The sequence below is a fragment of the Streptomyces sp. NPDC021080 genome (assembly GCF_044333225.1).
Classification (GTDB): Bacteria; Actinomycetota; Actinomycetes; order Streptomycetales; family Streptomycetaceae; genus Streptomyces.
In genome coordinates this window covers 526,664-546,609 of sequence record NZ_JBIRQM010000006.1, presented here as the reverse complement: position 1 = coordinate 546,609, position 19,946 = coordinate 526,664, and the positions used below count along the sequence as shown (strand labels likewise).

Sequence of the window (19,946 nt, the reverse complement as noted above, 5' to 3'; positions counted from 1 at the left end):
ATACCACTCAGCACCCTGCCATGCGAACAACTTCTGTTATTCGGCGCAAACTGCTGAAAGCAGACGGTCGTTGGGGTTACTGTCAGTTTCGTGTTCGCTGCAGAACGTCGCCAATTGATCCTCGAAATGGTGCGAGCGAACGGGGCCGTGTCGCTCCGTGAGCTCGCCCGCGTCGTCCAGACCTCCGAAGTGACCGTACGGCGGGACGTGCGCGCGCTGGAGGCAGAAGGACTCCTCGACCGCCGGCACGGCGGTGCGGTATTGCCGGGCGGGTTCACGCGGGAGTCCGGCTTTCCGCAGAAATCGCATCTCGCGACCGCCGAGAAGACCGCCATCGCCGATCTCGCCGCGGGTCTCGTCGAAGAGGGCGAGGCCATCGTGGTGGGGGCGGGTACCACCACGCAGGAGCTGGCCCGCCGGCTCGCACGGGTGCCCGGTCTGACCGTCGTCACCAACTCCCTGCTGGTGGCCCAGGCGTTGGCCCACGCCAACCGCGTGGAGGTCGTGATGACCGGCGGCACCCTGCGCGGTTCCAACTACGCCCTGGTCGGCTCGGGTGCGGAGCAGTCCCTGCAAGGGCTGCGCGTCTCCCGGGCGTTCCTCTCCGGGAGCGGTCTGACCGCCGAGCGCGGACTCTCCACGTCCAACATGCTCTCGGCGTCCGTGGACCGCGCTCTCGTCCAGGCGGCCGCGGAGGTCGTGGTCCTCGCCGACCACACCAAGCTCGGGACGGACACCATGTTCCAGACCGTGCCGACCGATCTCATCACCCGTCTGGTCACGGACGAGCCGCCCGCCCACGACGACAGGGCGGCCACCGAACTGCAGGCCCTGGCCGATCAGGGCGTACAGATCGCGGTGGCCGGGTCGTCGGCTTCGGGCGGTGCGGGAGGGGATCCGCTCCCGGCGGGGCGCCAGCCGCGTCGGGACGTACCCCTCCCGGGCCCGCGCCGCGGCCAGGTGGTCCCGGGCTCGGGACCGCAACTACGGAGCGCGACGGTGATGGGGGACCAGCCCCCGGCCGAACGGGCACGGGTGGCCGATCTCCGACGCCGCTGAGCGGTTCCGGCGGGCCGTGACGCCGGTGGCCGGATCACTCGTCCGACCGTCCAGCCGGGTCGGTTCACGGTTCAGGCGGTCGAGCCGGGCCGGTTCACGGAGCCGGGCTGTCCGGCCCGGGTTCCTCGTCAGGCCGTCCAGCCGGGTCGGCTCGTGGCACCGGGCCGTCGGCCGGGCCGGTGCACGGCGCCAGGAGCCGTGTCGCTCACGGCTTCAGACCGCGCAGCGTCAGGTTCAGCAGACGGTCGGCCAGTTCGGGGTCGTCCGCGGTTTCCTCCGCGGCCAGCGCGATCGCGTTGGTCAACTGGAGGAGGTCCCCGATCGAGACGTCGGGGCGTACGGCTCCCGATTCCTGGGCGCGGAGCAGCAGGGCGCTGCCCGCCTCACGCATCGGACCGCTGCACCGGGCGAGGTGTGAACCCTCGTCCCGCGAGGCCGACATGAGGGCGCGTGAGAGCCCCCGGTACTCACTCGCGTGCGTGATGATCTCGCGCAGCCACTCCACCAGGGCGGTGCACGGCTGCGGGGCGTCGAGCAGCTCACGCGAGCGGGCCAGCAGATCGCTCACGGCCTCCTCGAAGACCGCGCTCATCAACGCGTGCCGATTCGGGAAGTGCCGGTACAGCGTGCCGATCCCGACGCCCGCGCGCCGCGCCACGTCCTCCAGGGACGTGTCCGTGCCGTGCTCGGCGAACGCGGAGCGCGCCTCGGCGAGCAGCCGTCCGTAATTGCGCCGGGCGTCCGCGCGCATCACGCGCGGCGCTCCTGGGCCCGGGGCGGGACCGGAGATCCCGGCCCGTTCCCTCGCGGTCGCGCCCACCATGGCTTCCACCTGCCCTCTCCCGCCGCCCGGATGCGCTCCAGGATGCCACCGGCGGCCCCCGGACGGACGCCCACGGGCTGTGCGCCGGACGGCTCGAAGCATCATGGCGGTTGCGCGGACGGGAGGCCGAGCGCCGCCGTGGACGGGGTTCACCCCCGTACGGCGAAGCGCCCGGCGGGCCGCATACGCGGTTCGCCGGGCGCTTCGGACGCGACGGGACGGGTGTGTCACCCGTCCATGGTGCCCGGTGTGCTCAGTCCTTGATCTCGCAGATCGGGGCGCCGGAGGTGACGGAGGCGCCGACCTCCGCGCTCAGGCCCTTGACGGTGCCGGAGCGGTGAGCGTTCAGGGGCTGTTCCATCTTCATGGCCTCCAGGACGACGATCAGATCGCCTTCCTTGACCTCCTGGCCCTCCTCGACGGCCACCTTGACGATGGTGCCCTGCATCGGGGAGGCGAGGGTGTCGCCCGAGGCGACGGGGCCGGACTTCTTCGCGGCCCGGCGCTTGGGCTTGGCGCCCGCGGCCAGACCGGTGCGGGCCAGCGACATGCCCAGCGAGACGGGCAGCGAGACCTCGAGGCGCTTGCCGCCGACCTCGACGACCACCGTCTCGCGGCCGGGCTCGTCGTCGGTCTCGGCGTCGGCCGGGGCGGCGAACGGCTTGATCTCGTTGACGAACTCGGTCTCGATCCAGCGGGTGTGGACCGTGAACGGGTCGCTGGAACCGGTCAGCTCGGGGGCGAACGCCGGGTCCTCGACCACCGCGCGGTGGAAGGGGATCGCGGTCGCCATGCCCTCGACCTGGAACTCGGCCAGCGCGCGGGCGGCCCGCTGCAGAGCCTGCTTGCGGGTGGCGCCGGTGACGATCAGCTTGGCGAGCAGGGAGTCCCACGCCGGGCCGATGACGCTGCCGGCCTCGACGCCCGCGTCCAGGCGGACACCGGGGCCGGTCGGCGCCGAGAAGGCAGTGACCGTGCCGGGGGCGGGCAGGAAGTTCCGGCCCGGGTCCTCGCCGTTGATGCGGAACTCGATGGAGTGGCCGCGCAGTTCGGGATCGCCGTAACCCAGTTCCTCGCCGTCGGCGATACGGAACATCTCGCGGACCAGGTCGATGCCGGCGACCTCCTCGGTGACCGGGTGCTCGACCTGCAGACGGGTGTTGACCTCCAGGAAGGAGATCGTGCCGTCCATGCCGACCAGGAACTCCACGGTTCCCGCGCCGACGTAGCCGGCCTCCTTCAGGATCGCCTTGGAGGACGCGTACAGCTCCTCCACCTGCGCCTCGGACAGGAACGGGGCGGGGGCTTCCTCGACCAGCTTCTGGTGGCGGCGCTGCAGCGAGCAGTCACGGGTGGAGACGACGACCACGTTGCCGTGGCTGTCGGCCAGGCACTGGGTCTCCACGTGCCGGGGCTTGTCGAGGTAGCGCTCCACGAAGCACTCGCCGCGACCGAAGGCCGCGACCGCCTCGCGCACCGCCGACTCGTACAGCTCCGGCACCTCTTCCAGGGTCCGGGCGACCTTCAGACCGCGGCCGCCGCCACCGAAGGCGGCCTTGATCGCGATCGGCAGACCGTGCTGCTCGGCGAACGCGACGACCTCGTCGGCACCCGAGACCGGGTCCGGGGTGCCGGCCACCAGCGGCGCACCCGCGCGCTGCGCGATGTGCCGGGCGGCGACCTTGTCACCGAGGTCGCGGATCGCCTGCGGCGGCGGGCCGATCCAGATCAGCCCGGCGTCGAGAACGGCCTGGGCGAAGTCCGCGTTCTCCGAAAGGAAGCCGTAACCCGGATGGATGGCATCCGCGCCCGAGTCCTTGGCGGCCTGCAGCACCTTGGCGAAGTCCAGGTAACTGGAGGCCGGGGTGTCACCGCCCAGCGCGAACGCCTCGTCCGCGGCACGGACATGCAGAGCGTCCCGGTCCGGTTCCGCATACACGGCAACGCTCGCGATCCCGGCATCCCGACATGCTCGGGCCACGCGGACAGCGATTTCGCCACGGTTGGCGATGAGCACCTTGCGCACGATGGCTCCCTCCTTGAAAACAAGCCGAGTTTAGGGACAGCCAACACGACGTTTCGAGCTGTCCCCAGTGGTGAGCTTGCCCACACGGAGCGTGATACGAGGCTCGCCCTACCCGCGAAAACCCTTGTCGTGCCAAGGCACGCGGGAATCCTTCCCTGAACCCTAGCCCTCCTGTGTGGCCAAGGTCTCTGTGACTCCGTGCTGCGGCCCACAACGATTCTTTGTCGAGTCCCTACGAATGGCCCAACGATTCTTTGCCCCCGGCGGAACCCTTGTCCCAGGGTTTACCCGTTAGTAGCGTTCGGGATGTCTGGAACGTACTTGGGGTAACAGGGGAAGTGGGTGGGGCCGGTGGTGCGCAGACCGCTGGTGTGGGTGGCGGCGATCGTGCTCTTCGTGGAGGCGGTAGGCATCGCCCTCCTCAACTGGTTCCTCGGTGTGGTCGTCGACCGCCAGGACATGTCCATGGCGGGGCTCGACTCCGACCTTATGGCGCGGTCGTCGAAGATCGGTGGACTGGTCTTCGGCCTCTACTTCCTGGCGTGCGCCGTGGCGGCCCTGCTGGTCGCGCTCCGGCAGCGCCCCCCGGGCCTTTTCGGGCGTGTCGCGCTGATCAGCGCCGCCGTGGTCCACGCCCTGCTCGGCGCCTTCACGGTGGGCCTGGTGGGCTGGGGGGCCTTCGCCTTCATGATGATCGGGTTCGCGTTGATCGTGTTCACCCTCCTGGCGTACGACCGCAGGGAGAGCGGACCCGTCGACGCCGCGCCGGAGACCGGCAGGACCGGTGACGGCGAGGGCGACGCCGCCGAGGCGGGCGATTCCGGCGCGGGCGAGGGCGAGGGTGCCGGTGCGGAGCGGCCCGAGCCGGACGCGGGCGTGGCCGCCGGGAGTGTCGACCTGTCGAAGGGCGCCGGCGCGAAGGACGCCGAGGCGAAGAGCGCCGGTACGCGGGACGCGGACGAGCGGGCCGCCGGGACACGGGGCGCCGACGCGAAGGGTGCCTCCGAAGAGGAAGCCGCGGTCGCGGACGAGACCGTGCTCGCGGACAAAGAGGTGGTCGCGGGCGAGACCGTGGTCGCGGCGTTGCCGGCCCCCGCGGCTTCCTGATCGCTCGTCCGGCCGCCCGGCCGCTGTCGTACGGACGTTCCTGGAGTGGCCGGGCGGCGGTCGGGCTTGACCCGACGCCCGGCCCGTGGCCGTCACCCCTCCTGAGGGGTCCACAACTCCGTGATGCCGACGCCCAGTTCGGCGAGCAGCCGGCGCACCAGCGGCAGCGAGATGCCGATGACGTTGCCGTGGTCGCCGTCGATGCCCTCGATGAAGGGGGCCGAGCGGCCGTCCAGGGTGAACGCGCCCGCCACGTGCAGGGGTTCGCCCGAGGCGACGTACGCGGCGATCTCCGCGTCGGTCGGTTCGCCGAAGCGGACCACGGTCGAGGCGATCGCGGACTCCCAGCGCTTCTGCGCCGTGTCCCAGACGCAGTGGCCCGTCTGGAGCGTGCCCGCGCGGCCGCGCATCGTCTTCCAGCGCGCGGTGGCCTCCTCGGCGTCCGCGGGCTTGCCGAGGGCCTGGCCGTCCAGGTCCAGTACGGAGTCGCAGCCGATCACCAGCGCGCCCTGGACCTCGGGCCGCGCCGCCACGACGGAGGCCTTCGCCTCGGCCAGCGCGAGGGCGAGTTCGGCGGGAGTGGGTGCGGTGACGGCGTCCTCGTCGACCCCGCTCACGATCACCTCGGGGGCGAGTCCGGCCTGCCGCAGCAGATTGAGCCGGGCTGGGGACTGTGAGGCGAGGACGAGGCGACGGCGCGGCTGATCGGTCATGGAATCAGGGTATCGGCGCCGGGCCGTTCAGTGGATGCACGCCAGCGTCATCCCGACCACCATGGCCAGCGCCAGGAGAACGCCCAGGCGTCGCAACATGTCCTGCATGTCGCGGAGATCCTTGGGGGGGTCGTTCTCCGGGTCGGACCACAGCATGCTCCCGATCGTGCTGCGACGGGGCGGCCGGGCGCCTGAGTACGCGTACTCAACTTGCGTGCATCCTGTGAAAACGGCTCCGTCGTTCCGTGCCGGGTGCCGGGTGCCGGGTGCCGGGTGCCGGGTGCGCGGCGGGGCGTTCCGCCGGGCGGGCCGGGCGGGCCGTTCCGGGACGGGTGGGGCGGTCCGGGACGGATCAGCGGGCGCCGTCCGGGGCGGCGATGCCGCCGAGGCCCTCCCGGGCGCGCCGGGGCAGCGCGTGGGCCCGTGCGAGGTCGAGACAGGCCTCCCGGCAGCGCCGGGCGGCCTCCGCGTCCCCGAAGCGGTGATGTGCCCGGGCGGTCGCCGCCAGACAGTCCGCCTCGCCCCCGCGGTCGCCGACACGGCGCCGAAGGGCCAGGGCCTCGTCCAGCGCGGCGAAGGCCTCGTCGCGCAGGCCCAGTTCCACCAGCGCCGAACCGTAGTTCGTCAGGGCCGTGGCGAGGGCCGTGGGGCGCGCCCGGCTCCGCAGCAGGGGGACGAGCCGTCGGTGCTGCCCGGCGGCGCCCTCGAAGTCCCCCGCCAGCTGCAGCGCGTCGGCGATCCTGCCGTACACCAGCGCGTCGCTGCCCGGACTGTTCGTCCGCCTGTAGAGCTCCATGGACCGCAGCGCGTACGACAGTCCCTCGGCCGCCCGGCCGGCCTGGACGTGCAGTGCGCTCATGTTGCCGGTGATGGACGCCTGCGCGGCGATGTCCTCCGCCCGTTCGAAGAGGTCCAGGGCCGTGTGCAGGTCCTCCAGGCACGCGTCGTCGCGGTGGGCCATGCCGTGTGCGACGGCGGTGCGGCGGTACAGCCAGGCCTGCCCCACGGTGTCGTCGTGCTCCAGCGCGATGTCCAGGGCGGCCCGCAGACACGTGTCCCACTCGCCGGTCCACCAGTGGGTGTCCGCGTAGCCGAAGAGCCCGACGGCGAGGCGCCAGGCCACGTCGGACCGGCCGAGGGCCCCGGCCCGCGCGACGGCGTGCTTGATGGCGGGCAGTTCCCGTACGTACCACGCCAGGGCCTGGTGGGCGTCCGTGAACTCCGGTACGGGTCCGGCCGGCTGCTCGTCGAGCGGCGGAGGCGGCTGGGTCTCGCCGACGGTCGCCCTCGACGCCTCCTGCACCGCCGCCACGTACCAGGAGAGCAGCCGGACCGTGGCGTCCGCCTGTTCCTCCGCGCTCACCTCGGCGCGGGCCCGCTCGGCCGCGTACTCGCCGAGCAGATCGTGGAAGCCGTACCGCTCGGGTGCGGGGTTGCGTACGAGGGCGACGTCGGCCAGCAGGTCCAGCAGCCGGGCCGCCTCCGGCGCGGGCAGGCCGAGCAGCGCGGCCGCCGACGACGGGCACAGCTCGTGCCCGGCCCACATCCCCAGCAGCCGGAAGGCGCGGGCGGCCGCCCGCTCCTCGTCCCCTTCGCCGTCCCGCATGGCGACGTAGCTCATCGCGAAGGTCGCGTGGACGTCCAGAGCGCCCACGCTCAGTTCCCGCAGCCGGTTCGCGCCGGAGGCCAGCCGCCCGGCGAGCAGGGAGAGCGGCCATGCCCGCCGTGAGGCCAGCCTGCCGCCGACGACCCGCAGCGCCAGCGGCAGCCCTCCGCAGCGGTCCAGGACCTCGGCGGCCGCGTCCGGTTCCTCCAGCACCCGCCGGGCGCCGCACAGCGCGGTCAGGAGTGCCTCCTGGTCGGCACGGCCGAGGGGAGACAGCGGGACGAACGCGGCGTCGGGCAGGTCCGCGAGAACGCGGCGGCTCGTGACCACCACGGCGCAGCTGCCGCTGCCCGGCAGCAGCGGAGCGACCTGGGCGGCGTCCCGTGCGTTGTCGAGCACCAGCAGCATCCGGCGTTCGGCCATGACGGTACGGAACAGTGCGGCGCAGTCGTCCGTGTCGTCGGGCAGCGGCTCCGCGACCACCCCGAGGTCCGCCATGAAGCGGGTCAGCAGGTCCCGGGGCGTGCGCTCCCGGCCCGGCCCGAAGCCGCGCAGGTCGGCGTAGACCTGCCCGTCGGGGAAGTCCTCGCGCAGCCGGTGCGCCACATGGACGGCCAGCGCCGTCTTGCCGATACCGCCCATGCCGGAGATGACGACGGGACGGGGAGGACGGGCGGCCCGCGGGGCCCCCGCGCCGTGCTCTGTGCCGTTCCCGGCACCGTCCCCGGGGCGGAGCAGCGCGGTGAGCGTGGCGATCTCCGCGGCGCGGCCGGTGAAGCGCTCCGTGTCCGCCGGAAGCTGGCGCAGCGGTGGCGGTGCCGATGGCGGCGGTCCGGGCCGGGACACGGGAACGGGAACGGCTTCGGGGCCGGCTGCGGCGCCCGGGCCGGCGAGCACCTCCTGGTGCGCGGCCCGCACCGCGGCCGAGGGCTCGACGCCCAGTTCCTCAACGAGGTCGCGGCGCAGCCGCGCGTACGCCTGCAGTGCCTCCGCCTGACGGTCCGAGCGGTACAGCGCGAGCATCAGCTGCCGGTGGAAGGCCTCGCGCAGAGGGTGCTCGGCGGCGAGCACCCTCAGCCGTGGGAGCACCTCGTGATGCCGGCCGAGAGCGAGGGCCGCGTCGAACTCCCACTCCGTCACCTGAAGCCGGTTTTCCAGCAGTTGCCGGACCAGCTGGGTCTGCGGCTCGGTGTCCGCGAATCCGGCGAGGTCCTCCAGCGGCTGTCCGCGCCAGAGCGCCGCCGCCTCGGCGCTCCGCCGTACCACCGCCTCCCAGTCCCGGTCCGTGTGCGCCCGGTGCGCGGCGCCGAGACGGGCGTCGAAGACCTCGACGTCGAACTCGCCCGCGGCGACCCGCAGGCTGTATCCGGACGGGACCGTGGCGAGCCGTGGCGCGCCGGTGTCCAGGGGCGCCAACTGCCGCCGCAGCCGCGTCACATGGTTGAACAGGGAGGAACGGGCGGTCGCCGGGGGACGGGGACCCCACAGCGCCACGACGAGGGCGTCCTTCGGCACCGTCCGGTTCGCCTGCAGCAGCAGCGCGGCCAGCAGGACCCGGACCTTGGGGCCTCCCACCGGAAGATCCAGCGTCCCGTCGTGCACCACCAGCGGACCGAGCAGCCCGAACACGGTCATGGCACCCCCTGCGGCCGTCCCGGGCAGCGCCGTTCGCCCCCGCGGGAGGGTCGTTCGCCCCCCATGGACAGAGACGCTTCAACCCCCTTGACGGGACGCACAATTGCCCGGAAAAGCCGAGATCCCCCGGGGCGGGGCCCACGGGGGATCTCCGGTGCTCGCGTCCTGGCGGCGGGTCTAGCCCGGCCAGTACGTGCGGCCCCACGTCGTCGGGCCCGGCCTCGGGAGCCGGTGCGCGGCGATGCGGGCGGGGTCGGACCAGGAGTCGCGCGGCCCGGACGCGCCGGACGGGGCGGACGCCACCGCCGCGGCGCGTGCGCGGACCACCGCCAGTGCGGCGGCCAGCTCCTCCGGGGTCGGATTGCCCCGTACGACCTTGATCGTCATGTCTGCTCCCAGGATCCGGGTCTGCGGGGTTCTAGAGCGGGATGTTGCCGTGCTTCTTCGGGGGCAGTGATGCCCGCTTCGTGCGCAGCTGACGCAGGCCGCGGACGACGTGGGAGCGGGTCTGCGACGGCATGATCACGCCGTCGATGTACCCGCGCTCGGCCGCCGTGTACGGGTTCAGCAGCGTGTCCTCGTACTCCTGGATGAGCCGGGCCCGGGTGGCGTCCTGGTCCTCGGCGGCCGCGATGGTGCGGCGGTGCAGGATGTTCACCGCGCCCTGCGCGCCCATGACCGCGATCTGGGCGGTGGGCCAGGCGAGGTTGAGGTCGGCGCCCAGGTGCTTGGAGCCCATGACGTCGTACGCGCCGCCGAAGGCCTTGCGGGTGATGATCGTGATCAGCGGGACGGTCGCCTCGGCGTACGCGTAGATCAGCTTGGCGCCGCGGCGGATGATGCCCGTGTGTTCCTGGTCGACGCCGGGGAGGAAGCCGGGCACGTCCACGAAGGTCAGGACCGGCACGTTGAACGCGTCGCAGGTCCGCACGAACCGCGCGGCCTTCTCGCTCGCGTCGATGTCGAGGCAACCGGCGAACTGCATCGGCTGGTTGGCGACGATGCCGACCGGGTGGCCCTCGACCCGGCCGAAGCCGGTGAGGATGTTCGGCGCGAACAGCGCCTGCGTCTCGAAGAACTCGGCGTCGTCCAGGACGTGTTCGATCACCGTGTGCATGTCGTACGGCTGGTTCGCGCTGTCCGGCACGATCGTGTCCAGCTCGCGGTCCTCGTCCGTGAGGGCGAGGTCCGCCTCCTCCGGGAACACCGGGGGCTCGCTGAGGTTGTTGGACGGCAGGTACGACAGCAGCTGCTTGACGTACTCGATGGCGTCCTTCTCGTCGCCCGCCATGTGATGGGCCACGCCCGACACGGCGTTGTGGGTCCGGGCGCCGCCCAGCTCCTCGAAGCCGACGTCCTCGCCCGTGACCGTCTTGATGACGTCGGGACCCGTGATGAACATGTGCGAGGTCTGATCGACCATCACCGTGAAGTCGGTGATGGCGGGGGAGTACACCGCGCCGCCCGCGCACGGGCCGACGACCAGGCTGATCTGCGGGACGACACCCGAGGCGTGCACGTTGCGGCGGAAGATCTCGCCGTACATGCCGAGAGCGCTCACGCCCTCCTGGATCCGGGCGCCGCCCGAGTCGTTGATGCCGATGACCGGGCAGCCGGTCTTCAGCGCGAAGTCCATCACCTTCATGATCTTCTGGCCGAAGACCTCGCCGAGAGCACCGCCGAACACGGTGAAGTCCTGGGAGAACACAGCGACCGGACGGCCGTCGACCGTGCCGTAGCCGGTGACCACACCGTCGCCGTAAGGGCGGTTCTTCTCCAGGCCGAAGTCCGTCGACCGGTGCCGCGCGAACTCGTCGAACTCGACGAAGGAACCGTCGTCCATCAGCAGTTCGATGCGCTCACGAGCCGTCAGCTTGCCCTTGGCGTGCTGCTTTTCGACGGCGCGCTCCGAGCCGGCGTGCGTCGCTTCCTGGATGCGGCGCTGCAGATCCGCGAGCTTGCCCGCGGTGGTGTGGATGTCGGGGTGGTGCAGCTCTTCCGGCTCGGACATCGGGTTGCGGCTCCCTGCCTGATCTAAGGGGACGTGAGGGTGACTGCTCGGAAACGCGGTGCTCAGAAGCAGCGCTCAGAAGGGGGGCTTGCTACTCATCCGTAGCGTAGTGGCGTGCCTACCGATCGGCAGTGCGGCGTTTACCACACCTAGGCTGGGTTGCATGACGCCGCGAGATGCAGCAGACGCGAACGACAACCGGTGGTCCGACCTGGACCGTCCGCCGCTGAACGGGGCCGCCCTGCGCCGGGCGCTGGTCCGTGACGGCGGCCTGTGGTGCGACGTGGAGGTGGTGGAACGGACCGGGTCGACCAACACCGACCTGGCCGCCGTCGTCACCGGCGAGAAGGGGGCCGACGAGGGCGCGGTCCTCGTCGCCGAGGAACAGAACGCCGGGCGCGGCCGCCTGGACCGCCAGTGGACGGCGCCGGCCCGTTCCGGCCTCTTCTTCTCCGTGGTGCTGAAGCCCACCGGAGTACCCGTCGAACGCTGGGGCTGGCTGCCGCTGCTCACCGGTGTCGCCGTCGCGACGGCGCTCTCGCGCTCCGCCGGGGTCGACACGGCACTCAAGTGGCCGAACGACCTGCTGGTCACCGTGGACGGTGAGGAACGCAAGGCCGGCGGCATCCTCGCCGAGCGCGCGGGAAGCGACGCGGTCGTGGTCGGCATCGGCGTCAACGTCTCCCTGCGCGCCGACGAACTGCCCGTGCCGGGTGCCGGATCGCTGGTGCTCGCGGGAGCGACGACCACGGACCGTGACACGGTGCTGCGCGCCGTGCTGCGCTCGCTGGAGGAGTGGTACGGGCGCTGGCGGGACGCGGGCGGCGACCCCGTCGCCTCCGGCCTCCAGGAGACGTACGCGGCCGGCTGCGCGACGCTCGGGCGCACGGTGCGGGCCGAGCTGCCCGGCGGCCGGACGGTCGTCGGGGAGGCGGTGGCCCTGGACGGGGACGGCCGCCTCGTCATCGCGACGGCGGACGGCGTCCAGGAACCGGTGGGAGCGGGGGACGTTGTGCACCTGCGCCCCGCGTGAGACACCGGCCGGGTGCCCGGGGCCGGATGTCTCGTACGGACACTCGGCCCGGTGACCCGGTGACCCGGTGACCCGGTGGCCCGGTGGCCCGGTGTGGCGGGCCGGCCGTGCGAGAGGCGTGGCGCGACGGTGCGGGGTGCGGTGGGGCGGGCGAGGTCGCCGTGCGGTGGGTTGTGCGGGAGCGTGGTGCGGCGGGTGGTGCGAGGGTGCGGTCCGGTGTGTGGTGGGACGGCACGGACCGGGGAGTGGTCCAGTCCTGCGGCACCGTCTCGGCCCAGGTCCCGCCATCGGGAGTGAGCCAGCGCACACCTGCCGTAGAGTTGAGCGCGGTCGAACCTGACCACGGCAGATCGGAAGGGCAGCAGGAGTGACCGTCGACGACACCGGCTCCGGCACGGGTGCCCACCCCGCCCCCGGCGGCGAGCCCGGCCGTACCGCCGGGCCGGTCACGGACGCGACACCCGCACGGGCCGCCGCGGACGGCGAGGCCCGGCAGGACGCCCGTCCCGACGGCGGGACCGGCATCCGCCCGGACCGCCCCGGCCACCGCCCCGACGCGGGAGGCAGCATCCGCGGGGACGACCGCTTCGACGCGGGGAGCGGCATCCGCAGGGACGGCCACGGCGGCGACGCACGGCCGGACGTGCGGCACGACGCACGGCACGAGGCGAACGGCCGGGTGGACCCCGAGTCGGCCGAACCGGACTCCGGCGAGGACCCGCTCGCGCTGCGCCTGGAAGGGCTGATCCTCGGTGCCGAGCGCCGGTACACCCCGTTCCAGGCCGCCCGCAGCGCCGGCGTCTCCATGGAGTTGGCCTCCCGCTTCTGGCGGGCGATGGGCTTCGCGGACATCGGCCAGGCCAAGGCGCTGACCGAGGCGGACGTGCTCGCCCTGCGCCGTCTCGCCGGTCTCGTCGAGGCGGGCCTGCTGAGCGAGGCCATGGCCGTCCAGGTCGCCCGGTCCACCGGGCAGACCACCGCCCGTCTGGCCGAATGGCAGATCGATTCCTTCCTGGAGGGTCTGACCGAGCCTCCGGAACCGGGCATGACGCGCACCGAGGTGACGTACCCCCTGATCGAACTGCTCCTGCCCGAGCTGGAGGAGTTCCTCGTCTACGTCTGGCGCCGCCAGCTCGCCGCGGCCACCGGCCGGGTCGTGCAGGCGGCCGACGACGAGGAGATGGTCGACCGCCGTCTCGCCGTCGGTTTCGCCGACCTGGTCGGCTTCACCCGGCTGACGCGCCGCATGGAGGAGGAGGAACTCGGCGAACTCGTCGAGGCCTTCGAGACCACCGCGGCGGACCTGGTGGCGGCCCACGGGGGCCGGCTCATCAAGACGCTCGGCGACGAGGTGCTCTACTCCGCGGACGACGCCGGTGTCGCCGCCGAGATCGCGCTGCGGCTCATCGAGACGATGGCCAACGACGAGACGATGCCGGAGCTGCGCGTCGGCATCGCCTTCGGCACGGTGACCACCCGGATGGGCGATGTGTTCGGTACGACCGTGAACCTGGCGAGCCGGCTCACGTCCATAGCACCGCGCGACGCCGTCCTCGTCGACGGTGCCCTCGCCGAGGAGCTGACCCGCACCGGTGACGCGCCCGCCTCGGAGGCGGAGGCCGCCGAGGCCGCGGCCGCCGCGGAGAAGGAGGGCGAGGCCCCCCCCTCGTACCGCTTCGCGCTCCAGCCGATGTGGCAGCGGCCCGTGCGTGGCCTCGGTGTCATCGAGCCGTGGCTGCTGGCCCGCCGGGCCGACGAGTCGTAGCGCCTTCCCGCCGCCGTCCGTACCTGTTCACTGTTCGTTCTGCCCGGGGTCGTTCCGTCCGGGTGACAGCAGCCCGTCCACGCAGATCCCGACGATCGGTACGCACACGTCCGGCGGCCGGTGGGACGGCGCCGGGGTGGCCGGAGCCGGGGTCGCGGTGTGCCGCGGCACCTCGGTGGACGGCGTGGCCGCCGGCGTCGACCGCGCGGGCGGTGCTGTCGTCACGGGGGCCGTGGGGATGCCGGTGAAGCCCGGTGCCGTGGCGACGGGGGCCCCGCCGCGCGCCGCCGGGATCGTGGCGGCCGGTGTCGGGACCGGTTCCGGCAACAGGCTCGTGTCCGAGGTGGGGGCGGGGCTCGTTCCGCCCATCGCGGGGCTCGCCGGGGCGGCTCCGGCCCGGGTGGGCGAGGGCATGGCCGCGACGGTGGGGACGGCGTCGCCCGCCGAGTCGTTGTCCGTGGCCGTCGCGATCGGTTCGGCCTCCGCGTTCCCCCCGGCCGTGTCCCCGGGCACCGCGTCCGGCGTCATCCGGGCGAGGCTCAGCACTCCCGCGGCGAGCGCGAGTCCGCCCATGGCGAAGAGCACCCGGCGCTGGCGGGGCTTGCGGTGCCGGCCCCGGACGGCACGGAGCCGGACGGGCGCGGTTTCGTCGTCGCCGGGTACGAACGCGGGCCGGCGCCCGCCGGCCGAACGCGGTGCCGGAACGATCCCGCGCGCCCCGGCTTCCGCTCCCGGCCCTCTCACGACGCGCACACCCTCGCGCGCCCCGCCCCTGCCCTCCGCCCCACGCCCGCTCGCCGCGCCTCGGTCCGTACGTGCCCCGCTCCCGGCCTCCGCCCGCCCGGCGTCCGTCGTGACTCCGGCGGCGTATGCCTCGTCCCCGGTTTCCGCTTGCCCGGCGCCCGTCGTGACTCCGGCGGCGTATGCCTCGTTCCCGGCCTCCGCCCGCCCGGCGCCCGTCGTGACTTCGGCAGCGTGTGCCTTGCTCCCGGCCTCCGCCCGCTCGGCGTCCGCCGGGTCTCCGGTCGCGTGCGCTGTGGTTCCGGCTTCTGTCGCTTGGGCGCTCTGTGCGACCGCGATCGTCGGCGCGTCGGCCCGTGCCTTCACGCAGCGCCCGCTGGCCGCGCCTCGGTCCGTACGTGCCCCGCTCCCGGCTTCCGCCCGCCCGGCGCCCGCCGTGACTTCGGCGGCGCATGCCCCGTCCCCGGCCTCCGCCTGCCCGGCGCCCGTCGTGACTCTGGCGGCGTATGCCTCGTCCCCGGTTTCCGCCCGCTCGACGGCCGTCGTGACTTCGGCGGCGTATGCCCCGCTCCCGGCCTCCGTCCGCTCGGCGTCCGCCGCGGCGGTGGTCTTTCGGGCTGCGGCTCCGGCGTCCGTCCTGTGGGCGTTCCCTGCGGCTCCGGTCGGACGTGTCTCGCCCCCGGCTTCCGCCCCGCGCTTGCTCGCCGTGTTTCCGGCCGTGTGCGCCTCGCTCCCGGCTTCCGCCCGCTCGGCTTCCGCCGCGACCGTGGACGTTCGTGCCTCGGCTCCGGTCTCCGTGCCCTGCTCGCGCGCCGCGACTCCGGTCGTGCGTGTGGTCGTGCCCGTCGCGGTCCCCGCCGTACGCGACCGCGTGCCTCCCGCCGCGGGGGCCCAGACCTTCGCGGCCCTGTCCGGTGTGGTCCCGGCCTTCCCCGTGGCGGCCGGGACGGGCCCGGGCTCCGTCGTGGCCGCGGGCGCGGCCGGGGCCCGGGTCTCGGCGGCGTCGGCGCCGTCCGTCCTCCCGGCGGCCGCCCTGTGGGCGTCGGCCCTCTTCCTGGCGGCCGCCAGGATGGCGCCCATGCGGACGGTGGGCGTTTTCCCGGTGGGCGCGTCCAGGGCGTCCGACGCGGCGGCGCCGGTCGGGGTGGCGGCCGGCAGCGCCTTGCTGAGCGGCGTGACGCGGATCCACCCGTCGTCCGCGGGCGCGGTCCCGGCCGCCGCGGAGGCCGTCGCCGGGGAGCCGGACCGCCGGTCCGGCGCGGTGTCCGGCCCGGTGGCCTCGGAGGCCACCCGCTGGGCCGGCGGTCGCGTGAGTGCGGTTCGCCGGCCCGGCCGGGTGCCGGCGGCCTGTGGTGTCTCGCGGTTCGTCATGGTCGTCCCTCCCCGGTGAGCCGGTGTCCCTGATGCGCTGCGGCGGTGCGCACGTTATGCACCCTCTGCGGGCGGCGAAACGAAGTTCGACGACATGTCACTCGAACGAGGAGGTACGGCTCGAGGATGCGGGTTTCGCCGGACGGCCCCTGCTGCGATGATCGGAGCATCGATTGTTAACCCGCGTTAACCGGGAGGGTGTCATGGCGGAGCACGAGGCGGACCAGGTGACGGAGCCGGGCGAGCGGAGGTTCGGGGAGTTCGTGGCCGTACGGCGCCACGGGCACGTCGCCGAGCTCGTCCTCGACCGGCCCAAGGCCATGAACGCCGTGTCCACGGACATGGCCCGTTCCATCGCGGGTGCCTGCGAGGCCCTCGCCGCCGACCGGGACGCCCGCGTGGTCGTGCTGACCTCCACCCATGAGCGGGCCTTCTGCGTCGGCGCCGACCTGAAGGAGCGCAACTCCTTCACGGATGCCGAGCTGGTGCGGCAGCGGCCCCTCGCGCGGGCCGCGTACACCGGCGTCCTGGAGCTGCCGATGCCGACCGTCGCCGCCGTCCACGGCTTCGCGCTGGGCGGCGGGTTCGAGCTGGCGCTGTCCTGCGACCTGATCGTGGCCGACCGCTCGGCGGTCGTCGGACTGCCCGAGGTGTCCGTCGGCGTGATCCCCGGAGGCGGCGGTACGCAGCTGCTGCCGCGCCGGGTCGGGGCGGCGCGCGCCGCCGAGCTCATCTTCTCGGCACGGCGTCTGGAGGCCGCCGAGGCAAGGGAGTTGGGCCTGGTGGACGAGCTGGTGGAGGCCGGACGGGACAGGGTGGAGGCGCTCGCCCTGGCCGCCCGTATCGCCGCCAACTCGCCGGTCGGACTGCGTGCCGCCAAGCGTGCCCTGCGGCTCGGTCACGGCCTCGATCTGCGGGCCGGCCTGGAGGTCGAGGACGCGGCCTGGCGGTCCGTCGCCTTCTCCGGGGACCGGGCGGAGGGTGTCGCCGCGTTCAACGAGAAGCGCAAGCCGGAGTGGCCGGGGGAGTAGTTCCCGCGGTCCCCGGCCGTACGGCCGTACCCCCTGTTCGCTCCCCTGATGTCCCAAATGGTGGCAAATATACCTAGCCTGGGACGATGGGCGAGGACAGTCGGCTGAGGGCCGTGGTGACGCTGGCGCAGGGGATGGCGGCGGCGCACACCCCGCGGGAGTCGTGGCGGGCCGCGGCGCTCGGCGCGTGCCACGCGCTGGCCGGAAGCTTCGCCGCGCTCTCCGTGTGGGAGCGCGAACTCGGCCGGCTGCGGGTGCTGGTCAACGTGGGTGACCGCGCCCCGGACGAGGACGAGTTCCCCGACGGGGAGGCCTACCCGGTGCACCAGTTCCCGGAGATCACCGAGTTCCTGCACGAACGATGGGCGGGCGGCGGCGAGCCCGACGCCTGGGTCGAGACCGCCGACGGCCCGGCGGCCGGCCCCGCCGGGTACTGCCACCAGCGCGTGGCCGCGCTGCGCCGGCGCGGCCGCGGCTGCTGCGTCGTCGCGCCCGTCGTGCTGAACGGCCGGGCGTGGGGCGAGCTCTACGTGGCCCGCCCGGCCGGAGTCCCCGTCTTCGGCCCGGAGGACGCCGACTTCGCGACCGTCCTCGCCTCCGTCGTCGCCGCCGGGATCGCCCAGACCGAGCGCCTGGAGGAGGCCCGGCGCCTGGCCTACACCGACTCCCTGACCGGACTCGCCAACCGCCGCGCCGTGGACGTACGGCTCGACGAGGCCGTCGAGCGGCACCGGGAGGACGGCGCCGTGGTCAGCCTCGTCGTCTGCGACCTCAACGGCCTCAAGCGGGTCAACGACACCCTGGGGCACGCCGTCGGCGACCGGCTCCTCGAGCGGTTCGGGTCGGTGCTCTCGCTGTGCGGGGCCATGCTCCCGGGCACCCTGGCGGCCCGGCTCGGCGGCGACGAGTTCTGTCTGCTGGCGGTCGGCCCGTCGGCGGACGACGTGGTCCGTATCGCCGGTGAACTCTGTTGTCGCGCGTCCGAGTTGGAGCTCGGGGAGGGCGTGGCGTGCGGGGTCGCCTCGACCGGGGACCCGATCGGCCCGGTGCGGTCGGCGCGCCGGCTGTTCCGGCTGGCGGACGCGGCCCAGTACCGCGCGAAGGCCGTACGGGCCGCGAAACCCGTGGTCGCCGGGCGCGAGGGCCCCGACGATCCCGTCGTGCGCCTCGCGGACGCGCCCCCGCCCCCGGCGGGCGAACGCCGCCGGTTCCGCGGACGCCACGACCGGCCCCGCACCTGATCGGGGCGGCCGTTGTGACGTACGCCGGAGTAAGGGGTCAACCCGCCACCCGCTAGTGACATCATCGAATTCACTGCGTACGCTCCTGAATATGGATATGCACACTGTGGTGGTGGGGACGTCCGGAGTGACCGCGTCCGACGTTCTCGCCGTGGCGCGCGAAGGCGCCCGGATCGAGCTCTCCGCCGAGGCGGTGGCGGCCCTCGCCGCCGCCCGCGAGATCGTGGACGCGCTGGCCGCGAAGCCGGAGCCCGTCTACGGCGTCTCCACCGGTTTCGGCGCCCTGGCGAGCCGGCACATCAGCCCGGAACTGCGCGCCCAGCTGCAGCGCAACATCGTCCGCTCGCACGCCGCCGGCATGGGCCCGCGCGTCGAGCGCGAGGTCGTCCGCGCGCTGATGTTCCTGCGGCTCAAGACCGTCTGCTCCGGGCACACCGGGGTGCGCCCCGAGGTCGCGCAGACCATGGCGGACATCCTGAACGCGGGCATCACCCCGGTCGTGCACGAGTACGGCTCGCTCGGCTGCTCCGGCGACCTCGCGCCGCTGTCCCACTGCGCCCTGACCCTGATGGGCGAGGGCGACGCCGAGGGTCCCGACGGCGTCGTGCGGCCCGCGGGCGAACTGCTCGCCGAGGCCGGCATCACCCCCGTCGAACTGCGCGAGAAGGAGGGCCTCGCCCTCCTCAACGGCACCGACGGCATGCTCGGCATGCTGGTCATGGCCCTCGCCGACCTGGAGACGCTGTACAAGTCGGCCGACGTCACCGCCGCCCTCTCCCTCGAAGCGCTCCTCGGTACGGACAAGGTCCTCGCCCCCGAGCTGCACGCCATCCGCCCGCACCCCGGCCAGAGCGCCAGCGCCGCCAACATGCTGGCCGTGCTGAAGGGTTCGGAGCTCACCGGCCACCACCAGGACGACGCCCCGCGCGTCCAGGACGCCTACTCCGTGCGCTGCGCCCCGCAGGTCGCGGGCGCCGGCCGGGACACCCTCGCGCACGCCCGCACGGTCGCCGAGCGCGAACTGGCCTCCGCCGTGGACAACCCGGTCGTGCTGCCCGACGGTCGCGTCGAGTCGAACGGCAACTTCCACGGCGCCCCGGTCGCCTACGTCCTCGACTTCCTCGCCATCGCCGCCGCCGACCTCGGCTCGATCGCCGAGCGCCGCACCGACCGGCTGCTCGACAAGAACCGCTCGCACGGCCTGCCGCCGTTCCTCGCGGACGACGCCGGTGTCGACTCGGGCCTGATGATCGCCCAGTACACGCAGGCCGCGCTGGTCAGCGAGATGAAGCGGCTCGCCGTACCGGCGTCCGCGGACTCCATCCCCTCCTCCGCCATGCAGGAGGACCACGTCTCCATGGGCTGGTCGGCGGCGCGCAAGCTGCGCACCTCCGTGGACAACCTGACCCGCATCGTGGCGATCGAGCTGTACGCCGCCACCCGCGCCATCGAGCTGCGCGAGGGCCTGACCCCGGCCCCGGCCTCGCGGGCGGTCATCGACGCCGTGCGCGCGGCCGGCGTCCAGGGCCCCGGCCCGGACCGCTTCCTCGCCCCCGACCTGGCGGCGGCGGACGCGTTCGTGCGCGCCGGCGGTGTGGTGGCCGCGGTGGAGCCGGTGACCGGCCCGCTCGCCTAGCAGAGTCGGGCCCGAGGCGTGGGGGGGGGGGGGGGGGCCGGCCCCCCCCCCCCCCCCCCCCCCCGGGGGGGCCCCCCCCGGGGGTGAAATTTTTTATTTTTTTTTTAACAAATATATTTTTGGAGATAAAGGTAAAAAAACCAGGCGG

At 73.6% G+C, this 19,946-nt stretch carries 14 protein-coding genes and 1 pseudogene; 7 read left to right on the top strand and 8 right to left on the bottom strand.

Features of this window, described 5'->3' with window-relative positions; genetic code table 11:
• The first annotated feature begins 90 nt into the window (after positions 1-90).
• Positions 91-1,059, top strand: coding sequence for a DeoR/GlpR family DNA-binding transcription regulator (locus tag ACH4S8_RS18235; protein WP_361691386.1), 969 nt, complete (start codon positions 91-93; stop codon positions 1,057-1,059).
• A gap of 205 nt (positions 1,060-1,264) precedes the next feature.
• Here the strand turns inward: ACH4S8_RS18235 and ACH4S8_RS18230 are convergent, their stop codons facing one another.
• Together ACH4S8_RS18230 and ACH4S8_RS18225 are read right to left on the bottom strand one after the other, a co-directional pair.
• A complete protein-coding gene (locus ACH4S8_RS18230; RefSeq protein ID WP_398395081.1) occupies positions 1,265-1,810 on the bottom strand; it encodes a TetR/AcrR family transcriptional regulator in 546 nt (181 codons plus the stop codon).
• Between the two features lie 325 nt (positions 1,811-2,135).
• A complete protein-coding gene (locus tag ACH4S8_RS18225; RefSeq protein ID WP_398394998.1) occupies positions 2,136-3,908 on the bottom strand; it encodes an acetyl/propionyl/methylcrotonyl-CoA carboxylase subunit alpha in 1,773 nt (590 codons plus the stop codon).
• A gap of 351 nt (positions 3,909-4,259) precedes the next feature.
• Here ACH4S8_RS18225 and ACH4S8_RS18220 point away from each other — a divergent pair.
• Positions 4,260-4,700: pseudogene (locus ACH4S8_RS18220) on the top strand (hypothetical protein); the annotation flags it as partial.
• Positions 4,701-5,107: 407 nt separating this feature from the next.
• Here ACH4S8_RS18220 and ACH4S8_RS18215 read toward each other — a convergent pair.
• The 5 genes from ACH4S8_RS18215 to ACH4S8_RS18195 form a co-directional block, all read right to left on the bottom strand.
• A complete protein-coding gene (locus ACH4S8_RS18215) occupies positions 5,108-5,728 on the bottom strand; it encodes a Maf family protein (RefSeq protein WP_398394996.1) in 621 nt (206 codons plus the stop codon).
• Positions 5,729-5,755: 27 nt separating this feature from the next.
• Positions 5,756-5,884: a morphogenic membrane protein MmpB gene (mmpB, locus tag ACH4S8_RS18210; RefSeq protein WP_398394994.1), complete on the bottom strand. Its 129-nt coding sequence runs from the start codon at positions 5,882-5,884 to the stop codon at positions 5,756-5,758.
• Positions 5,885-6,080: 196 nt separating this feature from the next.
• On the bottom strand, positions 6,081-8,969 hold the full coding sequence (locus ACH4S8_RS18205; RefSeq protein ID WP_398394992.1) for an AfsR/SARP family transcriptional regulator: 2,889 nt from the start codon (positions 8,967-8,969) through the stop codon (positions 6,081-6,083).
• A gap of 177 nt (positions 8,970-9,146) precedes the next feature.
• Positions 9,147-9,356: an acyl-CoA carboxylase epsilon subunit gene (locus ACH4S8_RS18200; protein ID WP_386603504.1), complete on the bottom strand. Its 210-nt coding sequence runs from the start codon at positions 9,354-9,356 to the stop codon at positions 9,147-9,149.
• Between the two features lie 31 nt (positions 9,357-9,387).
• Positions 9,388-10,980 carry an acyl-CoA carboxylase subunit beta gene (locus ACH4S8_RS18195; protein ID WP_398394989.1) on the bottom strand — a complete coding sequence of 531 codons (1,593 nt, stop codon included), beginning with the start codon at positions 10,978-10,980 and terminating at the stop codon, positions 9,388-9,390.
• Between the two features lie 163 nt (positions 10,981-11,143).
• On the opposite strand from ACH4S8_RS18195, the gene ACH4S8_RS18190 reads away from it, so the two are divergent.
• Together ACH4S8_RS18190 and ACH4S8_RS18185 are read left to right on the top strand one after the other, a co-directional pair.
• Positions 11,144-12,013 carry a biotin--[acetyl-CoA-carboxylase] ligase gene (locus tag ACH4S8_RS18190; protein ID WP_398394987.1) on the top strand — a complete coding sequence of 290 codons (870 nt, stop codon included), beginning with the start codon at positions 11,144-11,146 and terminating at the stop codon, positions 12,011-12,013.
• Positions 12,014-12,380: 367 nt separating this feature from the next.
• The gene (locus ACH4S8_RS18185) at positions 12,381-13,778 is read left to right on the top strand and encodes an adenylate/guanylate cyclase domain-containing protein (RefSeq protein WP_398394985.1); all 1,398 of its coding nucleotides are present in this window, start codon (positions 12,381-12,383) and stop codon (positions 13,776-13,778) included.
• 27 nt (positions 13,779-13,805) lie between these two features.
• On the opposite strand, the gene ACH4S8_RS18180 is transcribed toward ACH4S8_RS18185, so the two are convergent.
• Positions 13,806-15,890, bottom strand: coding sequence for a hypothetical protein (locus ACH4S8_RS18180; protein WP_398394983.1), 2,085 nt, complete (start codon positions 15,888-15,890; stop codon positions 13,806-13,808).
• A 203-nt stretch (positions 15,891-16,093) separates the two neighbouring features.
• Here ACH4S8_RS18180 and ACH4S8_RS18175 point away from each other — a divergent pair, with 203 nt between their 5' ends.
• The 3 genes from ACH4S8_RS18175 (at position 16,094) to hutH (ending at position 19,798) form a co-directional block, all read left to right on the top strand.
• Complete coding sequence (locus ACH4S8_RS18175; RefSeq protein WP_398394981.1) at positions 16,094-16,921, top strand: enoyl-CoA hydratase/isomerase family protein; 828 nt, start codon at positions 16,094-16,096, stop codon at positions 16,919-16,921.
• 86 nt (positions 16,922-17,007) lie between these two features.
• Entirely contained in the window at positions 17,008-18,162 is a 1,155-nt protein-coding gene (locus ACH4S8_RS18170) for a diguanylate cyclase domain-containing protein (RefSeq protein ID WP_398394979.1), read from the top strand.
• Between the two features lie 97 nt (positions 18,163-18,259).
• Entirely contained in the window at positions 18,260-19,798 is a 1,539-nt protein-coding gene (gene hutH / locus ACH4S8_RS18165; protein WP_398395079.1) for a histidine ammonia-lyase, read from the top strand.
• Positions 19,799-19,946: the final 148 nt, after the last annotated feature.